Genomic DNA, 19,669 nt, shown 5'->3' with positions numbered 1-19,669 from the left:
ACCCCACCCCCATCCAAGAAGAAATCGGCATCATCGCCAGCCCCTTCCTCCCCTGGCTCCACGCCCTCCACCTCGACTGGCCCCAACCCTGACCCACCACCACATCCACGACAACGCACAACCCATCGGACTAGTGCGGCTCCCTCCCCGACACCAGCGGTACGTAATTCTACTGCTACGTGTAATCGGCTTGCCAACAACGGTTTTCGTTCCTATACCGACCGCCGGGTCGCACTCAACCACGGAGCTGGTCAACTCCACTGCTCGCTGGAGTCGGTGTGGTGTCCGCCTCCACCCCCGGCCCGACTCATGGTGATCTGGTCGACGATCGACCAGGTCCGCCTATGCTCCATTGCCAGTCGGGGAACCCTGTCTCGCGCTGGGTGACCCGGCCGGGCGACAGGAGACGTCGTCGATACTCGCCGCGGCGTTTGGCGACCAGGCGCCGATCGGGAACCCGTCGATCGTTGCGTCGTAGGGCGACGAGCTGGAACCGTGCGCTTCGGCGTAGCGGTGCAGGTGGTCCAGGCCGACGTGGAACGGTGGGCGAATCCGGAGGGTCCGCTGCCAGTCCGTGAACTCGGTTTCGATCTGATGGACGTGTTCGGGGGGATCATCCCTCGGCCGTACCGAATCCGCCACGAGACGCGAAGTCGGACTGAGCTGATCCAGTTCCTCAAACGGCACCCCATGCATGATCGGCTAGCGTCACTGGCATGGCACGTAAGCAGATGGTGACCGTCATCGACGATCTCGATGGACGCGAAATCGACCCCGACGACGCACGAACGGTGTCGTGGACGTGGTTGGGCGTGCATTACGAACTCGACGTCTCCCCCACCATCCTCACCAAAATCGAGGACGGCAAAGTGACCATCGCCAAACTCCTAGCTGTCTCCACCCGCACCGGCGGACGCCGCCGCCTCGGCCCCGCCACCAGCAGGACCCGCGCCACCAGCGCCAGCGATCCCGCCCGCAACGCCGCTATCCGCAACTGGGCGCACAGCAACGGGTACGAGGTATCCGCACGCGGCCGCATCCCGCTCGACGTCATCGAGGCGTTCGACGCCGCACACTAGTCACAGCCGGACACGCCAAACGAGGCAGCACTCGGCGCCAAACCAGCTAGGTCGCGCACTCAACCCGGGCGAGGCCGCCGCAGCTGCTCGTTGGCTTCGTATACTCGGCAAAGGTGCCGGCTCGACTGGCACCATAGCTTCTGTCGGCGCCAGGAATCGACCTAGCCAACGGCGCCCCGTCCCCGAAACTGTCGGTTCGTCCTCGTGTCGAAGGACTCCGTTCCCTCAGAGGGGGAACGGGACTCGCCGTCAGCGAGAGCGCCGAACCATCACGATTGAGATTATGAGCGATAGATCACCGACTTACGAAGACTATCTGTGGACCGAGGGCGGCGGCACAGCTGGCGAGTTCCAAGCCTTCTGTCTTGCTCTCGTCGAGAACGCGGACGTCGAAGAGGTCGCTACACAGTTGCCGGTCATCGAGGACCTTGGAGTGATGGGTTTTCCGGGGGAGCTTCGTTTCCGCTCCTACGACGACTGGAATGAGAAACGGTTGTTGGTCGGCCTCTTCCAGATGGGTTCGTGGACAGCGATGTTCGAGGTGAATGGGTTCGCTGGGATGACCGCTGAGCTCATGATCCCGTTGTCCAAGGGACGTCGGATCGTCAGTCACCACTACAGTGACGGCAACGGGAGCGGGAGCTTCCGCCTCTACGAAGACGGACGACTCACTGCGAACTTCAACCCAACCCGGGGGATCTACGACCTTCAAGCCCGTGACCGGGAGACGTTAACCTCACTGATGCAGGCTTCCGGCTTCGACCAAGCGCCGGTAGACCATCCCCTGGAAGGCAGACAGCACAACCGTGCGGCAACGCTCGCTCTGATGGAACGCCTGACCGGGGTGCGTTTGGAACCACGCACGATCGCCGATGCCAGGTTCGCTGTTGTCCGCGTCGCGCTGTCGTGACCCTGAGCCGGGCACCATGAAAGTGACGCCACGCCGTGTGTGGCAAGCCGCGCACGTGGTCGCGACAGTCGCGATTCCGTGGGCGATGGCCGTGTACAGCCGGACAGCGCCGAACAAGACTCTGATCGACAGTGTCCACCTGGTGGCGGACTATCACACGAAAGCGGCGGTCGCGGCGGCTGCGCTACTGGTCAGTTCGGTACTACTGCGCATCTCCGGCAGAAGCGTGGCCGCGACGGTCCCCTTCGCACTACTGTGGGCGTGCGCGCTCGCGTTGTCCATCCTTCAGGTCCGCGAATACGCTGGCCAGCAATACGTGTGTCCCGACTCCGGGTTCTGTATCCCCGACCTCGGACTGTTCCTCACGGCCGTCCCGTTCGCGGTCCTGGTGTCCGCTGCTGTCCTCGCTTCGGCAGCCATCCACGTTGTACTCGCCAGAGAGTGACCCCCGGGTGGCGTAGCCGCGAAGACCGTTGCCCTGCCAGCATCGCTCGGTGACGATGGATAGGTGACGCGCCGCCCCGACTCTCCGCCAGGCCCGTACGGGCGATGGGACCTCGAACTCGTCTCGATCGCCCCGTCGCGGCTTACCCCTATCGCCCGAGCCAGCGCCGACGCCGCCCACAAGCAGTTTGCGATCCCCGGCCTCATCCACGATCAGCTTCGACCCGAAGCTCTCACGGTCACCCCGACCACCGTGACCTTGCAGTTCCAGTGGAAGCAGAACCCGTCGCGGTTCGCAGTCACCAGCGAGCTCCCACGCAGTGAAGACGACCTCCGCGCCCCCGCCGACAGCCCGCAGGCCTGGGCCAGCTACACCGCCAGCGAATGGCAGGAGAACCTGAGCACCGGGTGGACGAGGTGGGGACGGGGCCACCGCCGCAACGGCGTCATCCAGCTCGTCACACGCACCCCCGACCCACCGAACGGGGACTACGTACCCGGCTGCCGTCTGCACCTGGCACCTCACCCCGACGGACTGATACGCCTACCAAGCAATCCCGACGCAACCGGGCACACTTCGACATACCCCGCCGATCAGCTGATCTCTTACACATACGAAGTACGCCGGGGCGCCCCCAGCATTCACTCCACGCCCGGCCCTCACGCGATCACGGTCTGGACAGCCGATCCCGGTGTCGCCCGACTCGAGATGCAGGCACCCAACCAGGGGTGCCCGACTACAGCATCCGGCGAGCCGCACTGGGCGCGACCCACGATGCCGCCGATACCGGCGCCTACAAAATCGTCACTACCTCGACTACACCCATCCTGAACGAGCTGGGATTCATCAACCACGCCCACGGACAACGAGCACTCGATGTGCTCGTCATGCCATGACCGGCTGCACCACGTCGATGCACTTGACCCTCGTGATTCACGGACACTTTCGTCAATGGTGACGAAACACAATGCTGCACAGGACGATTCGCCGAAAATGTATCTTATGTCGTCTCAGGCACTGCATATTGCACCAGATGCATCAGGCCGGCCACTCCTACTGGTGTCGGATGACACGGTACTTGGGACTTTGACACCCTAGTTGAGACTCAGTGACACGGACATGAGACCTGTCCCGCCGTGACCTGCACGAATCATCTCCGTACTCCCAAATCAGTTCTCATCCAGGCGGTCAGGGATTGCCTCGCGTGCGGGTGCGTATCTGGCGGTTACGGCCTCACTCTTCTGTCCGCTCCGGATCTTCGCTACTTGTATCGCCGCTTATGGCTTGAACATGTTGACGCTGTCGCAGCTGCTTCCATGCGCGGTGCATGGGGTCGGTGTCTGGTGCTCGCACCTCCGACAGGACGAGTTCCTGGACTTTGCCGTCGGCGCTGAAAGTCACTTTGCCTGCGATGTCGAGCAGTTTGGTCTCCTCCTTGATGTCCCCGACCGAGTCGGTGAGTTCTAGACAGACTGTCGCGCTTAAATCGAACTGACTTGTCCAGCTGCCCGCGGCACGGTGAGCCGCATCGATGTACTGCATCGAGTCGAAGTCGATGTCGAGCGAGAGCGCAATATCGAAATCAAACATCGCACCCGGCAGAATCTGGGATCTTTCGTTACCTCGACATTGCTGTCCTCAATGGAGCCAGCCGCGACCGGGCGGGCACAGGGCAGGCCGACATCGAGGTGCAGGTCACCCCGGCAGGTGCTGGCAGCACTCCCGCAATGACCAGTGCGGCGCGATGCCTATTGCTTGTCGGTGTGCGCGTGGACGCTCTGGACTGCGGCGACGCCAGCGGCCACCAGGAGGAGCGCAAATACTCGATCGCCGATTTGTTGGGCGTCGAGGTTGCCGCCGCTCATCAGCAGCGCGATCCCCGCGGCGGCCAGCAACAGCCACGGCAACACCCGGGACGGGGGCGTGGTCATCGCGCACCGTCGGGGCCGAGTAGAGCCGACGCAGTGGCGGGCAGTCGCGTGCGCGCGCGCTGTGCGAGATCGGAAAGGCCGAGGGCCTCGAGGTAGCGCGTCCATGCTGCGGCGGGTGAGTGCGCAGCGAGCTCGTCGTCGAACCGCGTCTCCTGACGCCGGTGAGCGGCCGCCTCTATCCGCGCCCGGTCCGTGCTGGTGAAGATCTCCAATGCAGTCGTGACCAACGTCTCGCCCCCGATTCTCCGACAATTCACTGTTTGCATTGCAGATTGTGCCAGCCTGCACGTGTGGAGGAAACAGTACGGGTGCGATGTGATCGATGCGGCAGCGAAGTCGCGGTGCGGATCAGTTCTGCCCGCACGGTGGCTGCCGTGCACCGTGCGCAACGCATCGATGAGCAGCTCGTCGCCGCGGGATGGTCGACGACCGGGCTGACCGACTTCTGCCCGGCCTGCACCGTCGATGCCACCAGCGACTCGGTGCGGCCACCCGACCTGAGGATCGTCCGCGACCAGTAGACAGGTGAGTGGCGAGTCCTCGGATCGCCCGTGCCGGATCTTCAGCTCTGCTGCCGGCCGACGACGAACGCAGCGAGTTCGACGCGGGTGCGCAGGCCGAGCTTGGCCAGGGCGTGGGACACATGGGTTTGGACCGTGCGAGTCGAGATGAACAGGCGGTCGGCGATCTCGCCTCCGCTCATACCGGTCGCGACCAGCTCGGCGACGGTCGTCTCGGTCTTGGTGAGGCTTTCCCAGCCGTGCGTCGGCCGGTCCCGCACGGCGGGGTCGAGCCGGATCCCCAACGGCCGCAACCGCGAGGCCACACGCGCCGAGCTGGTGGTGGCGCCCATCCCGCGTGTCAGGCGCATCGCTCGCCGGGCGAGGTCACGGGCGCGGTCTCGATCTCCCGCCACCGCCGCCGCACAGGCAGCCTCCTCCCACACGCATGCTTCGGATTGCCGGTCCCCGACCGTCTGCAGGATGCCGGCGTGCTCGTCGGCGGCGACCACGATCGCCAGGGGATCCTCGTCGCGCAGCGCCACTGCGCACATCGCGCGGGCCACCGCGACGGGGCCGGACATGGGCCATGCGGGTGGGACCGGGAACTCGTCGAGCCCGTCGACGACACTGCCGAGCAGCGCGGTGTCACCGGCGCGGACCCCGATCCGCGCGGTTCCGAGCGCGACGGTGGGCAGCCAGGAATAGAGGTTGAAGCGACGACCGTGATCCCAGGCCACGCCGGCCGTCGTCGCGGCCGCACGCAGCTTTCGGTTCGCCTCGTGCAGCAGGGCCCGGGCATGAGCCGGTATCGGGAATCCGAACTGATTCGGCAGGCCGGTCCCGTCCCACGCATCGAGCCGGGTCGACGCGGTCGCGAGGTCACCGCGGAGCACGTCGACCATGGCCCGTCCGCCGACCGCCATCGACTTCCAGCCCATGTCCGCAGAGTCCGCGCGGTCCAGACCGGCGTCGAAAGATGCGGCAGAGTCGTCGAGGTCGCCGAGCCCGAGAGCGATCCCACCGCGGGTGAACTCGTGATAAGCCGTCATCCAGTCCGTTCCCCGGCTCGAACGCAGTCGAGCGGCGCCCGCGAGAAGGTCCGCGGCGGCTGCGGGGCCGTGCGCGTACTGCTCGATCAGTGAGGGCCAGATATCGGCCGACGACGTGGACAAGGTGCCGGTGGCGGATTCCTCGGCGTCGCGTCGGGAGGCGAGCAACGCCGTGCGCAGCGCCTCGTCCACCTCACCGCGCAGGAAGAGGCGGAGCGCCTCGGCGATCAGCCCGGACACCGAGCGGGTGGACGCTTCGCGATCGACGTCGAAGAACGGGGTGTCCGGTGCGGACGCACGTCCGTCGAGAAGGCCGACGTAATGCCGCAGATCGGTGAGCGTGCCGGCGACGTCGTCGCCCACGGGGAGGTTCAGGGTCTCATCGATCAGACTCCGGACGCGGTCGGTCTCACCCTGGGCTATCAAGGCGAACAACAGAATTCGGTGGAGCTCAGCGATCTCGGTGATCTCGGTCGCCAACCCCATGCCGTCCTCGGCGACACGCGACGCGCGGTCCAGCTGACCCGTTCGGGCGAGTGCGAGCGCGAGTGCGGTGTTGACCCCTGCCGATGGACGCGCGGTCCGTGTGGCCAGTGTCTCGAGGAGCTCGGCCGCGACGGCCGGGGTGCTGGCGAGTTCGCTCTCCGCTCGGCGCACCGCGGCGAACATGGCGGATTCGTCACTCCCCGAGGCAATGCGGTGATGCGCCACGGACTGCGGGTTGTGTCGGGTGCTGGGATGACGGGCGATCGCGTCGTGCAGCACCGAGCGCAACATCGGATCGAGGTGTCCGTAGGTGACATCGGCATACAGATCGTGGGTGAACCGCAAGGCTCCCCCGTCGTCGACGGTGATGATCCCCGCGTCGATCGCCGACTGCGCCGGCCCGACGAGCGAGGCGGGCGGAACGGCGTCGACCGCGGCCAGCTGGGCGAGTGTCGCCGGACCGCCCCACACCGCAAGTTTCTGGGTCAGCTCGCGCGCACGTCCGTCGAGCAGTGCGACATGCTCGGCGATCGCGTCCTCGAGCCCGATCGGCATGCCCGCCCGGGTGCGGGCATCGACCGACGCGCGGCCGCCGGCGATTCGCAGACCACCCGATTGGTGCAGGGCGCGCAGAATCGAGATCACGTGCATCGGATTGCCTCCCGATGCGTCGAGGAGCCGGAGCAGTTCGTCATCCGGTGCGGCGCCGGTGGTCTCGGCCGTGATGCGGCGCACCTCGTCGATGCCCAACGGTGGCAGCGACCATTCGCCCACCTCCACTCGCGCCACGAACCGCTTCAGCAGATCCCGTTCCGGAAGCGGTCTGCGACCGACGAGCAGGACCAGCGGGAGAACTCTGGTGGCGGTGACGAGACGGGACAGCAGTTCGAGGGTCGCGGCGTCGGCGTGGTGGGCGTCGTCGACGACGAGGACGAGCGGCGCACCGGCGCACAACGCGTCCACACGCGCGTAGAGGTCGTCCTCGAATCCGTCGGGCACCGGGCTCGGCAGATCGACCTCGAGCAACTGCCCCGCCAGCCCGAACGGCTGACGCCACGACAGTTCGTCCGCTCGGACCGTGCGGACCAATCCGTCAGCGACCGAAGCCAATTCGCGCAGGGTGTGAGTCTTGCCGGCCCCCGGCCCGGCGGTGATCACGCAGACTCCGCGACGAGCGGTCCCCGGTTCCCGCTGGGCGGCCGCGACGAAGTCGCGCATCTCATCGACCACGGCGCGACGATCAGCGGAGTGGGACGCGAGCACGGACCCAGCGTATCGGCTGTGTCCGATTCGCGTGATCTATCGGCTCACCGTCACCGGCCGAATTCGGAACCGTAGCCCTGCCGGTCCGCCGCGTCGGCGAGTCGCCGGTCGAGGTCGTCGGACCAGTCACGCGCGACCTGCGCGTCGAGCGCCGCCAGTCGCTGCGCCACCGGAACGCGCTGCGCGGGCCCACAACCGTCGAGCAGAGAGTCGAACAACGCACGGAGTCGACGTTGCACCTGCGCCTGTCCGGTGCTGTGCCGGCGGATCTCGTCGGTTCCGATCGCGACGTAGTCCGCCCAGCTGCGGCGGATGCCGCGGACGGAGGTGTCCGGCGCCGTCCCGTCACCGCAGAGCCGCGGTGCGAGCAGCAGCAGGAGATCCTCGGTGTGATCGAGGGCCTGCACCACGACGCTCGGATCGTTGCTCCCCGCGGACATCGCCTTGAGCGCGATGTCCGAGATCGCCTGCAGCGCCGCGGCGGGACTGACCGACGGTTGGTGGGTGTCACCGAACAGCAGACAGGCCAGCACCCGACGCGTCTCCACCCGCGTCGGGTCCCCGACGACCTCGACCACCGGGAGATCATGCGGCACATGGTCGCCGACGGCGATCAGGACGTTGATCCCCACGTTCCACGATGCCGCGTGACGCCGGAGGCGGTCACCGTTGACCGCCAGCAGAATCCGGCCTCGCGCGGTCACCTCGCCCAGCCTGATCTGCGTGCGTGTTGCCTCCGCCGACCCGTCCGGGTCGGGGCCGCCATCACCGAGGGCGGCGGTGGCCTCGGTGATCTGATCGTCGAATCCCGCTCCGGCCGTGGGTTCGTCGTGTGTCGTCGGCGGTGGTAGCTGCCGTACGATCGCGGACCGGCCGTCGTCGGCGATCCACTGCAGCAGGCGCGCGGTGTTCAGGATGGTCCCGACCTTCCCGACCAACGCGATGAAGAGATAGGCGCTGACGGTGGTGAGCATGAACGCGATCGCTGTCGACAGACCGGGAGTCGGCTCATCGGGACCGCCCACCGACAGGTCGATCGCGATGATCACGCTGTAGACGAAGGTCGCGAGGAAGAATCCCGTGGACCACCGCATGACGGGCTCCTGCTGCAGCATCGGGATCACCCGCACCGAGATCGACGACGCTCCGAACTGCATCGCGAGGGTGACGGCGGTGAACACGAGACCGGTGAGCGTCGCCATCGAGCCGGCGATCACGCTGAGCAGCGTGGCCAGCGTCCCCGGGTCCACTTCGAGTTCGAGCAACTGGTCGAACCCGACGGTGAACCACGCCGCGACGATCGCGAAGGTCACCAACAAGACCGGTAGCCGCCAGATCGGGACCGTGCGCAGCGCCCGACGCGTGCGCCGCCACCGGATCGCGGTGGCCAGCGCGCTCGGCACCTTCTCGGTCACCACGCCGACCGCCGTCGGGGCCGGCGTCGGGGCGGGAATCGGCGCGGGGGTGTCGGGCACCCCGAAGCGGCCTGCCACCGCTTCCTGCACGACGATCTTCCATCGCATCAGCGGTTCTCGATAGCGTTGCTCACGCTCTGTCGCCCGGGCCGTTTTGCGAGGACGATCCTTGTACCGCCACCGGGCCCACGGCGATCGCGGCCGGGCCAGTCGAGCCGCCCCGAACCACAGCAGGACCGGGACGAACATGCCCACCAGCCCCGTCCAGACCTTGCCCTTCAGCAGGGTGACGACGGCCAGGAGCACGTTGAGCACGACGACACCCGCCGCCACCAACCGCGCCACCAGCCCGTTCTCGTTTCGGATGTCCCCGACGACCTCGAAGGCCCCGAACGGCTGCAACCCCAGCAGGAAGAGCAGGCCGATGGCGATCGCGACGAACACGGCGTCGATCGACGTCCGGCCTTCCTCCGCCCAGTAGACGTCGCGGAGGTGGAGGATGAGCGCGAATTCGTCGAGCACGAGGGCCGCGCCGATACCGAACAGGGCCGCGAGCACACAATCGATCACCGGTGTCCGCAGCGGATCGACGGCGACGAAACCGAAGCCGGACAAGAGCATCGCCATCATGCCGAAGAAGGCGTGGTGGACGTGCACGCCGCCGGGGGTCACGTTTCCCGGCCACCAGCTGACCTCCGCGCGGATCATCCGCACGCTGAATCGGATGAACAGGAAGGTCAGGACGAAGGCCAGGAGCAGGAAGAACAACGGCAGACGACCGGTCTCGACGATCCGCTCATCGAACCATCCGGCCATCCCCCGACCCTAGCGGGAGCGCGAGCCGTTCTCGCGGGCTTGACGAAGACGTCACTGCGGGTCCGGCTGATCAGACCGCCGGGCTCGGTCCCGTCGAACCGAAGCGAGCCGAGTCGCCGCCTGCGCGTGCAGGGCGGTGATGTCCGCGGCCGGCGCCGGCGCGGTGGCCGCGGCGAGCGAGGCACCGGGAAGGTGTCGACGCAGCTCGTCGATCAACGCCGCTGCCTCTCCGGGCGGACCGTCGTCGTCGTGCACCACGCAGATCGCGAACTCGGAATCGCCCAGGCGGGCCATGGCGGTCTCGGCGGGCAGCAGACCGACGCAGGCCCGGGCGTTCTGCACCAGCTGCTGATCCGCCGCCTCGCGACCGCGGGTGACGGCGACCGACGCGATGTCGTCGATGTCCAGCGAGATCACCGTGACCGCCGCGGCCGACCGCCGCCCGTCGAGGAGCCCGGTGGTGGCGAGTTCCCAACCCGCCCGGTTGAACACACCGGTCAGCGGGTCGGTACAGACCGCGGTGAGCAGTGTCCGCGTCAGGAGCCCGAACGACTCGGCCGCCGCAGGGATCGCCACAGCGACGACGATGTAGGTGCTGAGGTACTTGGGCGCGGGCGCCACGCCGAGCGCGACGACGCATCCCACCGTCAGCAGACCGATGATCACCCACGCCTGACGGCGCGGAAAAGTGGCGCGCAGATACATCGCGAGGAACATCGCCGCGACCATGCAGAGGAACTCGGCACTGATCAGCTCGTGGAACGCCATCACCGCCGGGGTGGCGACGCACGCCGCGATCACGGCCGGGAACGGACGCTGGGGCCGCATTGACAGCCACCCCAGCGCCGCGATCCCCAGCGCGACGGCGACGAGCCCCCCGGTCGGGTCGGACAGTGTCGCCGAGTCGTCGACCGGGAACAGCGTGAGGGCCACCCCGATCGCGTAAAGCAGCGACGTCGCCGCCAGATAAGTCCGCAGCACGTGCAGCGGTGAACGCGGGAGCGGGCCCCTCAGCGCTCCCAGGTGCAGGTCCGGTCGATACATCCCCCACTCCGATCCTCGGTATCGGTCCCGATCCGAGGTTGCCAAATCACGTGGCGATGCGCGACCGGCGGGGAGTGTTCGTGGTCGGAGGGCTCAGAACAACCAGGGCACCTCGTCGTGCCCGAAGTCGCGGAAGTCGCCGAACCGGCCGGAGTAGAACACCAGGCCGGTGCCGTCGCGCCACCGCAGCTCGGACACGTCACCGTAGAACACCCGGTGGTCGCCGATGTCGTGCGCGCTGTGCACCGTGCATTCCAGGTGCGCGAGCGCATCGGCGACCACCGGCAGTCCGCAGGCGGTGCGGTCACACGGCAGTCCCTCGAAGCGGGCACCACCGCGGGTCGCGAAGCGTCGGGCCACCGCCTCCTGCCGGGACGACAGGATCGACACCGCGAACCGCCCGCCGGCCTCCACCGCCTCCGTGGTCCGCGATCCGTGGGTCAGCGACACGAGGATGATCGCGGGGTCGAGACTGACCGACGTCAGCGAACTGATGGTCATGCCGCATGGTTCGCCGTCGGAGTCCTCGGCGCTGACGACCGCGACTCCGGTGGTGAACCTCCCCATGCTGCGTCGCATGTCGGAGGGAGTGGGCCGAGAGAAGGCCGGCAGGGTCATGATCGTCTCCTATGCGCTGCGGTAGCGGACCTCGAAGGTGAGCACACCTTCGTCGGTACGCCACGGGCCGTGCGGCATTCCCGGTGGGCGGCACGCGTACTCACCGGCCGAGAACGTCTGGTTCAGGGTCAGGTCGACGAACGAACCCTCGAGGATGTAGACCTCCTCCCAGAAGTCGTGCTTCTGCACGCCCATCGGGCTGGAGTCGGCGCCCGCCTCGTAGCGGAGGATGCGGGTGGCGACGTTGCCGTCGGGATCCCGCGACAGGATGCGTTCGGTGATCTTGGGGTCGCAGCCGGGACAGACGGTGTAGTCGACGTCGGTGACCGGGAAGAACTCGTACTCGGGTTTGGCCATGATGGCTCCTCTCAGGCGTCTTCGAGCTTGTAGGACTGCAGGAAGCCCGCGACGTCCTCGAGTGCGTCGTCGTAGGCGTAGTTGCGATAGGTGTACGCGCCCTTCACGACGAACGGCGCTCCGGCGTAGAACATCTCGTACTGCTGGTGCCGGCCGGCGAACTCGGAACCGACGATGTCCCAGGCCAGCTTGAACAGCTTGATGCGCTCTTCGGACGGCACGCCCGGCGACTGCACGTAGTGCTGGATGTCCTTGGCCGTCAACGAGCTCGTGAGGTCGTGCACGCTGGAGGGCAGCTGGAGCACTCCGCCACCGACCAGATCGCGGAGGATGGCGAGCACGCGCGGATAGGTCTCCGATTGCAGACCCATCGACCCGTACAGGGCCTGCCGGCCCGGTAGCCACTGGCCCGACGCGTCCGGCTCCGCCGTGTATTCCGCTGCCAGCACCGCGGATTCGACGCCGGACACGACGGCGGCGAGTTCGCCGAGCTTCTCCTGGACGCTGGGGATCTTGTCCACTCCGTTGACCTGTGTCACCCGCCGTGCCACGCCGGCGATGAACTTCAGCTTCGTGGCGAAGCGGATCTGTGCCTGCCAGTTGCCGAGGACGTGTGCTCCGGTCTCGAAGAACTGACGGCGCACGCCGACGATGTCGCGGTCGACGAAGACCCGATCCCACGGCACCAGGACGTCGTCGAACACCACGAGGGCGTCGGGCTCGTCGTACCGCGAGGTCAGCGGGTAGTCGAAGCTGCTGGTCGCCGCGGGCGCGTACGGCCGCCGGCAGTACAGCTTCAGGCCCTCCGTCGCCACCGGGACGCCGAACGAGACGGCGAAGTCGCTGTCGTCCGGGCCGAGCGGCTTGATGCAGGAGACGAACACCTCGTCGGCGATCGCGGCGCCGGTGGCGAGCATCTGGGACCCGCGCACGATGATCCCTTCGTCGGTCTCGCGCACGACACCGGCCTGGAGGAACTCGCCCTCCCAGCCCGACGCCGTGGTCGCGCGCGAGACCTGCGGCGGGATGATCGCGTACGAGACATACAGGTTCTCGTCCAGCAGACGGCGGTGGAACGCCGTCACGTTGGCCGACAGGTCGCGGCCCTCGCCGGCGAAGACCTCCGGGTGGGCGGCGAAGGATGCGAGGAAGGTCCCGACGTGGTCGGGGCTGCGACCGACCCAGCCGTGGGTGTGCCGGGCCCAGGTCTCGATGGCTTCGCGACGGAGTCGGAGTTCGTCACGGCTGCGCGGGATCCCGAACGTCCGGTTGGCGGTCGCGCCGGTCTCCGGCGCGGTGTACTGCATGTTCTGCGCGGGATCGGCAGCGAGGTCGAACATCTCGGCGATGGTCGCCGCGACCGGCGCGAACGCCGGGTGGGTCGTGACGTCATCGACCTGTTGCCCGTCGACGAGCACCACGCGCCCGTCGTTCAGCGAGGACAGATAATCGGCTCCGGTACGCATCATCAACGTCCTTCCGGGTCGGAGGTGTAGGAGTGGGTCAGGACGGTCCCGTCCGGCAGCGTGAGTTCGAGGTCCCATCGGGTGCCGTAGACGAAAGTGCCGTCGAGCAGGGGCAACGTGCCCGCGAAGCAGAGCAGGTCGGCGCCGTCGTCGCCCTGACGTTCGGCGAGGATCCCGAGCAGGTTCTGCGGCGTCCGCAATCCCGACAGGGCGCCGTCCTGGTAGCGACGGCCATCGACCCAACTGCGGGCATGGCATGCGTCCCAATCGAAATCGGCCCAGGATTCGATCTCGGCGACCTGCCGGCCGACCGGCTTCGGGCACGCGCGCTTGGAGTCGCCGATGTCCACGGTCTCGAGCTGTCGGTCGGTGTGGTCGGAACCGATACCGAGATACCAGCGTCCGTCGCGGCGCAACAGCACCGGCTCGACCTCGCCGGAGGTCTCGCGACCGTGCACCTCGGTGGCGGGGTCGGTGGTGATGCTGCCCGGCTCGACCGGATAGAACATCGGAACCTCGGGCGGCGGGGCCACCCCGATGGCCGCGAGCTCGTCGATGTGGTGGCGCACGGCGGCTTCGTCGCGTCCGGTGTATCCGGCGACGAGTGTTCGGAGGGTGTCGAATTCGATCTGTTCGGTGGTGCCGGCGATCGTGAAGCTGAGCACCCGGGTGTCGGTGCTGGTCATGAGTTGACCTTTCTACGGGACAGGACGGAGTAGTCGGGAAGGCGGTCGCCGAGTACCGGGAACTCCGATCGCACCGCGGCGACCAGGGCGGGGTCGATCTCGGCCAGGGTGACCCCTTCCTCCGAACCGGCTTCGGCGACAACCGATCCCCACGGGTCGACGATGCGGCTGTGACCCGCCAGTTCGACCCCGGCGTGGGTACCGGCAGCGTTGCATGCGATGACGAACACCTGGTTGTCGACGGCGCGCGCGGAGGTCAGCAACTGCCAGTGCTCCCGTCGTGCCATCGGCCAGGCTGCCGGCACGATCACCAGTTGCGCTCCCGCATCACCGATCTCGGCCCACAAGCCGGGGAACCGGAGGTCATAGCAGGTGGTGGCCGCGACCGGACCGAAGGCAGTGTCCACCGCGTGGACCTGCTCACCGGGCTCCAGCAGATGGGCCTCCTGTGAGCGGTAGCCGAAGACATGCACCTTGCTGTAGTGGTGCACGACGGTGCCGTGCGGTCCGAGCAGGACAGCGGTGTTGCGCAGGCGTTCTGAGCCCCGGTCCTCGACGATGCTGCCGGCGTGCACGAAGCAGTTCCGGCGGCGTGCGATGGCCGCCATCGTCGACACGGTGGGCCCGTACAGGTCCTCGGCCGACGACGGGTAGTCGTCGAAGTGGTTGTAACCGACCCGCCACAGTTCCGGCAGGACGATGAGGTCGACGTCGTCGGGCAGGCCGTCGACGAGTGTGCGCACGCGTTCGAGTCGATGCGCGCCGGTCTCGTCGTCGGGACTGGCCACCTGGACCAGTGCGATCTTCATGGAGGTCTCCTCGGTACAGATCTAGAGATGGGAGTGGCGCAGGGAGTCGTGCGTGGTTCGAAGGTGCTCGCGCACACTGCGAACCGCCGCGTCGACGTCTCCTGCCCGGATGGCGTCCGCGATCGCCCGGTGCTCGACCAGCACCTGCTTCTTGCGGTGCTCGTCGTTCATGACGATGCGGACACCCATGCGCATCTGGCGATCGCGCAGTGAGTTGTAGAAGTCACCCATGAGGCTGTTGCCGGCCGCACGGATGATCGTCGTGTGGAATTCGAGGTCGTGGGCGATGAAGTCGACGGGGTCCTGGTCGTCTTCCTGCTGTTGCAGGAGGAGTGCCAGTTTGTCCGGGACGAGTCCCGGCCGCGGTGCCACCTCGTGCACCGACCATTCCTCGACGACACGCCGCGCCTGCATGACCTCGTCGACATCGCGATCCGACAGCGCCGGGATGTAGGCGCCCTTGTGCGGAACCCGGCGGATGAATCCTTCCGCCTCGAGCCGCATCAGGGCCTCCCGGACCGGAGTTCGTGAGATTCCGGACGACGCCGCCACCTGTGCCTCGGACAGAAACATCTCTTCATCCCGCGGGAGCGTGATGATGGTCTGCTTGAGCCATTCGTAGGCGAGTTCGGGCGCGGTGGCCGTGCCGGAGCGCGATGTCGACATGGTGTTGTCTCCTCTCAGAACGTCACGGGGCAACCGCAGCGGACGGTTGCTGTTTCGCTTCGATCGTGGTCGTTTCGTCTGCGGCGGAGGGGTTCTCCCCCGAGTCATCGTCTCGCCCGGTATCGCCGACCGTCGCCAGGTCGACCGACTGCGTCTCGCGGGCGACGATGGCGGCGATCAGCGAGATGACGCCCATGATCGCGAGGTACGCGCCGATGGCGTAACCGGTGTCGAACCAGTTGTAGAGCGCGATGGCGATGATCGGGGCCAGCGAACCGGCGAGCACCGAGGCCAGGTTGTAGGCCAGGGAGACACCCGAATAGCGGACCTCGGTCGGGAACAGCTCGGAGAAGAACGCCCCGATCACCGCGCTGTAGGCCGCGAAGATGAGCAGCCCGACGGACACGGCGATGATGATCGCGACGGTGTTCTTGGTGTCGAGCAGTCCGAAGAAGGCGAACGCCCAGACGATGGTTGCCAGCGAGGCCGAGATGTAGATCGGGCGCCGGCCGATCCGGTCGGCCAGGATCGCGAACAGCGGAATCGTCACCAGCGCCACGACCATCCCGATCATCACGGCGTTCAGTCCGGTCGAGCGGTCGAGATCGAGGATCTGGGTCAGATACGTGATGACGAACAGCGAGAAGATGTAGAAGCCGGCGTTCTCGCCGAAGCGGGTGAACGCTGCGAGCAGGATCTGGCGCCAGTAGCCGCGGACAGCGTTGCCCAGGGGCATCCGGCGGGTCTCGGACTTCGCTTTCTGCTGCGACTTCTCGAAGAGCGGTGTCTCGGCGACGTAGAGGCGCAGAACGAGCCCGACGATCACCATCACGGCCGACAACGCGAACGCGATCCGCCATCCCCAGGACAGGAACGCTTCCTCCGACATCACACCGGACAGGATCGCGAGCGCGCCGGCGGCCATGAGATTGCCCAGTGGCGGACCGAGGTTGGGCCAGGAGGACCAGAAGGCCCGACGGGTCGAGTCGCCGTGTTCACTGACCAGCAGCACCGCACCGCCCCATTCGCCGCCGAGAGCGAACCCCTGGACGAGACGCAGGAAGACGAGCAGCAGCGGCGCGCCGACACCGATGGCGGCATAGGACGGCAGGAACGCGATCAGGAAGGTCGAGATACCCATGAGCATGAGGCTCGCGATGAGGGTGGCACGCCGGCCCTTGACGTCGCCGTAGTGTCCCAGCACCGCGGCGCCCAGCGGCCGGGCGATGAAGCCGACGGCGTAGGTGGCGAAGGCGAGCATCGTGCCGACGAGCGGGTCGTCGGCGGGGAAGAAGACCTCGTTGAACACCAGCGCGGCGGCGGTGCCGTAGAGGAAGAAGTCGTACCACTCCACGGCGGTTCCGGCGAGGCTGGAACCGGCGATCACCGGAAGGCTGGTGTGGGATCTACGACTGCTAGATTTCGTGGTGGCAGTTGCCATATGTCGACTCCTCAGTCGAATCGTCGTTGCGTGACGACTGCGCGACCGGCGCCTACCTGCCAGTAGGCGAACATCCGGACGTGCAGGTGGAGCTGTCCGGCTCGGTGGTTGTTGCTGCAACCACCGAGCCACCCCGAGACCATTGATCACCGTGTGAAGCGGACCACATCAAGGCCGTACACCAGTTGTATACGACCCGTACACGATCGGGCAAGGGGTGTAAACGAATCGTCACGAGCGGATACGTGGCCGTAACCCGGACCGGTTGGCACAGGATTTCGACCGGCACGGCGGCGGCGCACATATCCTGATCCGATGAACAGCCTCGTCACCGTGGTCGTCGTCGACGACCACCCGTTCTTCCGCGACGGTGTGTCCCGCGGCCTGGCGGCCAGTGGGCGGGTGCGAGTCGTCGGTGAGGCCGCCGACGGCGCGGCCGGGCTCGAGCTGATCCGGCGGGAGAAACCCGATGTCGCCGTCGTCGACCATCAGATGCCGCTCATGACCGGCGTCGAGGTCGCGCATGCGGTGTCGCGTGACGGGCTGGCGACGAGGGTGTTGTTGCTCTCGGCGGTCACCGACGGTCCGATCGTCTTCCGGGCGCTCCAGGAGGGCGCCGCCGGTTACCTATCCAAGGATGCCGATCGCGACGACATCGTCGGGGCGGTGACCCGGGTGGCCAGAGGTGAGACGGTGGTGCCGCCGGAGCTCGCCGCCGGGCTGGCGGGCGAGATCCGGGCGCAGACCCAGCGCGATGCGCCGGCGTTGAGCGAGCGGGAACGACAGGTTCTGACGGGATTCGCTCGCGGACAGTCGATTCCACAGGTCGCCGCCGAACTGTACATCGGTGCGTCGACGGTCAAGACACACACCCAGCGCCTGTACGAGAAGCTGGGCGTGTCCGACCGCGCTGCCGCGGTCGCCGAAGCGATGCGCCGTGGTCTCCTCGAGTAGCGCGGACTCCTCGGGAGGCGCAGACGGCGCCGGCGGGAGCGACAGGATCGCCGGAGCAACAAGGTATCTGGGTCTCGATGAGTTCGCCGACGAGCCGCGGATCCACGACATCCTGATCGATCACGCGATCCGCGGGATCCGGATTCAGGTGGTCCTGCGGCTGTTCCTGTCGTTGTTCGTGTTGCTGACGGTCAGCCTCGATCCACCCGCGCACGCCGAGACGTTCAGCGTGGTGACCGCAATTCACTACGCGGCCTGGTGTATCGGTGGGGCGATCGTCGTGGTCGGTCACGAGTCGGCGATGATCCGTTACTCGTGGATCGCGTTGCCCATCGACCTCCTGCTGCTCACGGCCCTCGCCGTCGCGGCGAGCCGGTCCAACGAATTGAGTTGGACCACCGACGTCCTCCTCAGCGGTTTCGTTCTCGTGCCGATGATCGCTGCGATCGCGCTGCAGCCCCGGACGTGCGCGGTGGTCGTGGTCGTCACGACCGCGGTGTACGCCGTCTCTTCCGCGCTGGCCCGCACCTCGAACGGCGAACCGTGGTCGGTGATCGTGCTGCGCATCCTCGTCGTCGCGGCGTTGGCCGTCGGCGCGATCCTGCTCTCCCGGCTGCAGCGATCGCGGGTGACGACAATCGGCGCGCTCGCCGCCGAACGCGCCCGATTGCTCGATGCGACGATGGAGATCGAGGAGCGCGAACGGCGAGACCTCGCCGACAACCTGCACGACGGCGCCCTGCAGTACGTGCTGGCGGCGCGTCAGGAACTCGCCACGTTGCGCGATTCCGCCGACCCCGTGACCCTCGACCGGGTGGACGGTGCGCTGCGCGACGCGGCCCAACTCCTGCGTTCGACGCTCAGCGAGTTGCACCCGGCAGTGCTCGAGCAGGCCGGACTGGCGGTGGCCCTGACCGATCTCACCTCCTCGTTCGGCAGCCGCGCCGGCGCGCCGGCGGTCGCGGTCGACACCGTCGGCTGGTCGCCCGAGCTGCGCACCTCGGCCGACTCACTCCTGTTCGCCACCGCACGCGAACTGCTGACGAACGTGATCAAGCACGCGGCCGCGACGACGGTCGAGGTCACCGCCGAATTCGACGAGGGGCGAGCGCGCCTGGTCGTCGTGGACGACGGCACCGGACTCCCCGCCGGCATCGACGTCGACGAGTTGATGCGTCGGCGACAGGCCAAAGGCCACATCGGACTCGCCTCGCGACGAGTGCGCATCGAGGGGACCGGCGGCACGCTGTCGCTGTCGGACCATCCGGGCGGCGGAACCGTGGCGATCGTGGAGGTTCCCGCTCGCGTCCTCTGAGACGCGAGCACCGGTACCGACCCGGTGTCCCCCGATCGGTGGATGCGGCGTTCACCCCCACCATCACCCGATCAGCGGAATCCCCCGACGCCCCATCCCTAGCAGAGTCAGTGGTGCCACCAACACAACCCACCACACCACACCGGAGCCCACCATGAAGACCACCACCCGCATCACCACCGCCACCCTCGGACTCGCCGCCGCCGCCGGCATCGCCCTCGCCGCCGCCGGAACCGCCCACGCCGGCACCCTACCCATCACCCGACCCGGCGAACCCACCGTCGCCATGACCATCACCAACCACACCGACAAGCCCGAATACCTCCAAGGCGCCAACGCCGACGGCGGCCAATGGGTCAACGCACCCCAACACATCCTCTACCCCGGCGCCACCGAAACCATCACCGCCACCGCAC

At 67.3% G+C, this 19,669-nt stretch carries 20 protein-coding genes and 1 pseudogene; 8 read left to right on the top strand and 13 right to left on the bottom strand.

Going from position 1 to position 19,669, the window contains the following annotated elements; translation table 11 throughout:
• The first annotated feature begins 716 nt into the window (after positions 1-716).
• The 4 genes from CA982_RS24905 (at position 717) to CA982_RS26600 (ending at position 3,330) form a co-directional block, all read left to right on the top strand.
• Positions 717-1,079, top strand: a complete 363-nt coding sequence (locus tag CA982_RS24905) for a histone-like nucleoid-structuring protein Lsr2 (protein WP_086537789.1) — start codon at positions 717-719, stop codon at positions 1,077-1,079.
• Between the two features lie 283 nt (positions 1,080-1,362).
• Complete coding sequence (locus CA982_RS24900; RefSeq protein WP_086537788.1) at positions 1,363-1,989, top strand: DUF6461 domain-containing protein; 627 nt, start codon at positions 1,363-1,365, stop codon at positions 1,987-1,989.
• A 16-nt stretch (positions 1,990-2,005) separates the two neighbouring features.
• Complete coding sequence (locus CA982_RS24895) at positions 2,006-2,434, top strand: hypothetical protein (protein ID WP_086537787.1); 429 nt, start codon at positions 2,006-2,008, stop codon at positions 2,432-2,434.
• 728 nt (positions 2,435-3,162) lie between these two features.
• Entirely contained in the window at positions 3,163-3,330 is a 168-nt protein-coding gene (locus CA982_RS26600; protein WP_158097832.1) for a hypothetical protein, read from the top strand.
• A gap of 337 nt (positions 3,331-3,667) precedes the next feature.
• On the opposite strand, the gene CA982_RS24890 is transcribed toward CA982_RS26600, so the two are convergent.
• The 3 genes from CA982_RS24890 to CA982_RS24880 all read right to left on the bottom strand — a co-directional run bounded on the left by CA982_RS24890 (position 3,668) and on the right by CA982_RS24880 (position 4,592).
• The gene (locus tag CA982_RS24890) at positions 3,668-4,024 is read right to left on the bottom strand and encodes a hypothetical protein (RefSeq protein WP_086537786.1); all 357 of its coding nucleotides are present in this window, start codon (positions 4,022-4,024) and stop codon (positions 3,668-3,670) included.
• 158 nt (positions 4,025-4,182) lie between these two features.
• Positions 4,183-4,365, bottom strand: a complete 183-nt coding sequence (locus tag CA982_RS24885) for a hypothetical protein (protein WP_086537785.1) — start codon at positions 4,363-4,365, stop codon at positions 4,183-4,185.
• A complete protein-coding gene (locus tag CA982_RS24880; RefSeq protein WP_144066115.1) occupies positions 4,362-4,592 on the bottom strand; it encodes a hypothetical protein in 231 nt (76 codons plus the stop codon). The genes CA982_RS24885 and CA982_RS24880 overlap by 4 nt, the downstream gene beginning before the upstream one ends.
• A 114-nt stretch (positions 4,593-4,706) precedes the next feature.
• Between CA982_RS24880 and CA982_RS24875 the strand changes: the two genes are divergently transcribed.
• Positions 4,707-4,886: a hypothetical protein gene (locus CA982_RS24875; protein ID WP_086537783.1), complete on the top strand. Its 180-nt coding sequence runs from the start codon at positions 4,707-4,709 to the stop codon at positions 4,884-4,886.
• A gap of 41 nt (positions 4,887-4,927) precedes the next feature.
• Here the strand turns inward: CA982_RS24875 and CA982_RS27100 are convergent, their stop codons facing one another.
• The 10 genes from CA982_RS27100 to CA982_RS24825 all read right to left on the bottom strand — a co-directional run bounded on the left by CA982_RS27100 (position 4,928) and on the right by CA982_RS24825 (position 16,984).
• On the bottom strand, positions 4,928-7,666 hold the full coding sequence (locus CA982_RS27100; protein ID WP_279627984.1) for a helix-turn-helix transcriptional regulator: 2,739 nt from the start codon (positions 7,664-7,666) through the stop codon (positions 4,928-4,930).
• A gap of 50 nt (positions 7,667-7,716) precedes the next feature.
• Positions 7,717-9,897 (bottom strand): DUF2254 family protein, encoded by a 2,181-nt coding sequence (locus tag CA982_RS24865; RefSeq protein WP_086537782.1) that lies wholly within the window; start codon positions 9,895-9,897, stop codon positions 7,717-7,719.
• A 51-nt stretch (positions 9,898-9,948) separates the two neighbouring features.
• On the bottom strand, positions 9,949-10,941 hold the full coding sequence (locus CA982_RS24860) for a GGDEF domain-containing protein (protein ID WP_086537781.1): 993 nt from the start codon (positions 10,939-10,941) through the stop codon (positions 9,949-9,951).
• A gap of 93 nt (positions 10,942-11,034) precedes the next feature.
• A complete protein-coding gene (locus CA982_RS24855; protein ID WP_086537780.1) occupies positions 11,035-11,559 on the bottom strand; it encodes a flavin reductase family protein in 525 nt (174 codons plus the stop codon).
• A gap of 9 nt (positions 11,560-11,568) precedes the next feature.
• Complete coding sequence (locus CA982_RS24850) at positions 11,569-11,916, bottom strand: cupin domain-containing protein (RefSeq protein ID WP_086537779.1); 348 nt, start codon at positions 11,914-11,916, stop codon at positions 11,569-11,571.
• An 11-nt stretch (positions 11,917-11,927) separates the two neighbouring features.
• Positions 11,928-13,385: a 4-hydroxyphenylacetate 3-hydroxylase family protein gene (locus tag CA982_RS24845; protein ID WP_425269109.1), complete on the bottom strand. Its 1,458-nt coding sequence runs from the start codon at positions 13,383-13,385 to the stop codon at positions 11,928-11,930.
• Entirely contained in the window at positions 13,385-14,068 is a 684-nt protein-coding gene (locus tag CA982_RS24840) for a DUF2848 family protein (protein WP_086537778.1), read from the bottom strand. The genes CA982_RS24845 and CA982_RS24840 overlap by 1 nt, the downstream gene beginning before the upstream one ends.
• A complete protein-coding gene (locus tag CA982_RS24835; protein ID WP_086537777.1) occupies positions 14,065-14,877 on the bottom strand; it encodes a carbon-nitrogen family hydrolase in 813 nt (270 codons plus the stop codon). The genes CA982_RS24840 and CA982_RS24835 overlap by 4 nt, the downstream gene beginning before the upstream one ends.
• Positions 14,878-14,898: 21 nt before the next feature.
• Entirely contained in the window at positions 14,899-15,543 is a 645-nt protein-coding gene (locus CA982_RS24830) for a GntR family transcriptional regulator (protein ID WP_058253367.1), read from the bottom strand.
• A gap of 22 nt (positions 15,544-15,565) precedes the next feature.
• Entirely contained in the window at positions 15,566-16,984 is a 1,419-nt protein-coding gene (locus tag CA982_RS24825; RefSeq protein ID WP_086537776.1) for an MFS transporter, read from the bottom strand.
• A gap of 315 nt (positions 16,985-17,299) precedes the next feature.
• Here CA982_RS24825 and CA982_RS24820 point away from each other — a divergent pair, with 315 nt between their 5' ends.
• The 3 genes and pseudogenes from CA982_RS24820 to CA982_RS24810 all read left to right on the top strand — a co-directional run.
• Positions 17,300-17,938 carry a response regulator gene (locus CA982_RS24820; RefSeq protein ID WP_086537775.1) on the top strand — a complete coding sequence of 213 codons (639 nt, stop codon included), beginning with the start codon at positions 17,300-17,302 and terminating at the stop codon, positions 17,936-17,938.
• A gap of 46 nt (positions 17,939-17,984) precedes the next feature.
• Positions 17,985-19,253 carry a sensor histidine kinase gene (locus CA982_RS24815; protein WP_425269110.1) on the top strand — a complete coding sequence of 423 codons (1,269 nt, stop codon included), beginning with the start codon at positions 17,985-17,987 and terminating at the stop codon, positions 19,251-19,253.
• A 154-nt stretch (positions 19,254-19,407) separates the two neighbouring features.
• A pseudogene (locus CA982_RS24810) lies at positions 19,408-19,669 on the top strand (hypothetical protein); the annotation flags it as partial.

The sequence above is a fragment of the Gordonia lacunae genome (assembly GCF_002149015.1).
In the GTDB taxonomy this organism is placed as follows: Bacteria; Actinomycetota; Actinomycetes; order Mycobacteriales; family Mycobacteriaceae; genus Gordonia; species Gordonia lacunae.
This window is presented reverse-complemented; position numbering and strand designations above follow the sequence as displayed.

Coding starts and splice junctions, on each gene's coding strand:
- CA982_RS24905 (WP_086537789.1), top strand. CDS start 717: ATGGCACGTAAGCAGATGGTGACCGTCATCGACGATCTCGATGGACGC.
- CA982_RS24900 (WP_086537788.1), top strand. CDS start 1,363: ATGAGCGATAGATCACCGACTTACGAAGACTATCTGTGGACCGAGGGC.
- CA982_RS24895 (WP_086537787.1), top strand. CDS start 2,006: ATGAAAGTGACGCCACGCCGTGTGTGGCAAGCCGCGCACGTGGTCGCG.
- CA982_RS24890 (WP_086537786.1), bottom strand. CDS start 4,024: ATGTTTGATTTCGATATTGCGCTCTCGCTCGACATCGACTTCGACTCG.
- CA982_RS24885 (WP_086537785.1), bottom strand. CDS start 4,365: ATGACCACGCCCCCGTCCCGGGTGTTGCCGTGGCTGTTGCTGGCCGCC.
- CA982_RS24865 (WP_086537782.1), bottom strand. CDS start 9,897: ATGGCCGGATGGTTCGATGAGCGGATCGTCGAGACCGGTCGTCTGCCG.
- CA982_RS24860 (WP_086537781.1), bottom strand. CDS start 10,941: ATGTATCGACCGGACCTGCACCTGGGAGCGCTGAGGGGCCCGCTCCCG.
- CA982_RS24855 (WP_086537780.1), bottom strand. CDS start 11,559: ATGACCCTGCCGGCCTTCTCTCGGCCCACTCCCTCCGACATGCGACGC.
- CA982_RS24850 (WP_086537779.1), bottom strand. CDS start 11,916: ATGGCCAAACCCGAGTACGAGTTCTTCCCGGTCACCGACGTCGACTAC.
- CA982_RS24845 (WP_425269109.1), bottom strand. CDS start 13,385: ATGATGCGTACCGGAGCCGATTATCTGTCCTCGCTGAACGACGGGCGC.
- CA982_RS24840 (WP_086537778.1), bottom strand. CDS start 14,068: ATGACCAGCACCGACACCCGGGTGCTCAGCTTCACGATCGCCGGCACC.
- CA982_RS24835 (WP_086537777.1), bottom strand. CDS start 14,877: ATGAAGATCGCACTGGTCCAGGTGGCCAGTCCCGACGACGAGACCGGC.
- CA982_RS24830 (WP_058253367.1), bottom strand. CDS start 15,543: ATGTCGACATCGCGCTCCGGCACGGCCACCGCGCCCGAACTCGCCTAC.
- CA982_RS24825 (WP_086537776.1), bottom strand. CDS start 16,984: ATGGCAACTGCCACCACGAAATCTAGCAGTCGTAGATCCCACACCAGC.
- CA982_RS24820 (WP_086537775.1), top strand. CDS start 17,300: ATGAACAGCCTCGTCACCGTGGTCGTCGTCGACGACCACCCGTTCTTC.